Source organism: Schaalia canis, from assembly GCF_003858455.1.
GTDB classification, from domain to species: Bacteria; Actinomycetota; Actinomycetes; order Actinomycetales; family Actinomycetaceae; genus Pauljensenia; species Pauljensenia canis.
The window spans coordinates 1-225 of record NZ_RQZF01000071.1; the positions used below are offsets into that span (position 1 = coordinate 1).

The 225-nt window shown below is 56.9% G+C and carries 1 rRNA gene; it reads left to right on the top strand.

Annotated elements, in window-relative coordinates:
- Nucleotides 1-159: 159 nt before the first annotated feature.
- Nucleotides 160-225: ribosomal RNA gene (gene rrf / locus EII11_RS10410) — 5S ribosomal RNA — on the top strand; the annotation flags it as partial.

Sequence of the window (225 nt, forward strand, 5' to 3'; positions counted from 1 at the left end):
AAACACACACACCAAAAAGTGTGAAAACACAAACGAAAGCACGACACTGCTCACAACCACCATACAGGTTCACGACCAACCCACACCCCCCAAAACACGCCACCAACAAGCAGTGGCCAACCCGGGGGGCAAACACAAACACATACTGGTCGACCCTTTTGCGGCGGCAACAGCGTGGGGGAAACGCCCGGACCCATCCCGAACCCGGAAGCTAAGCCCCACAGC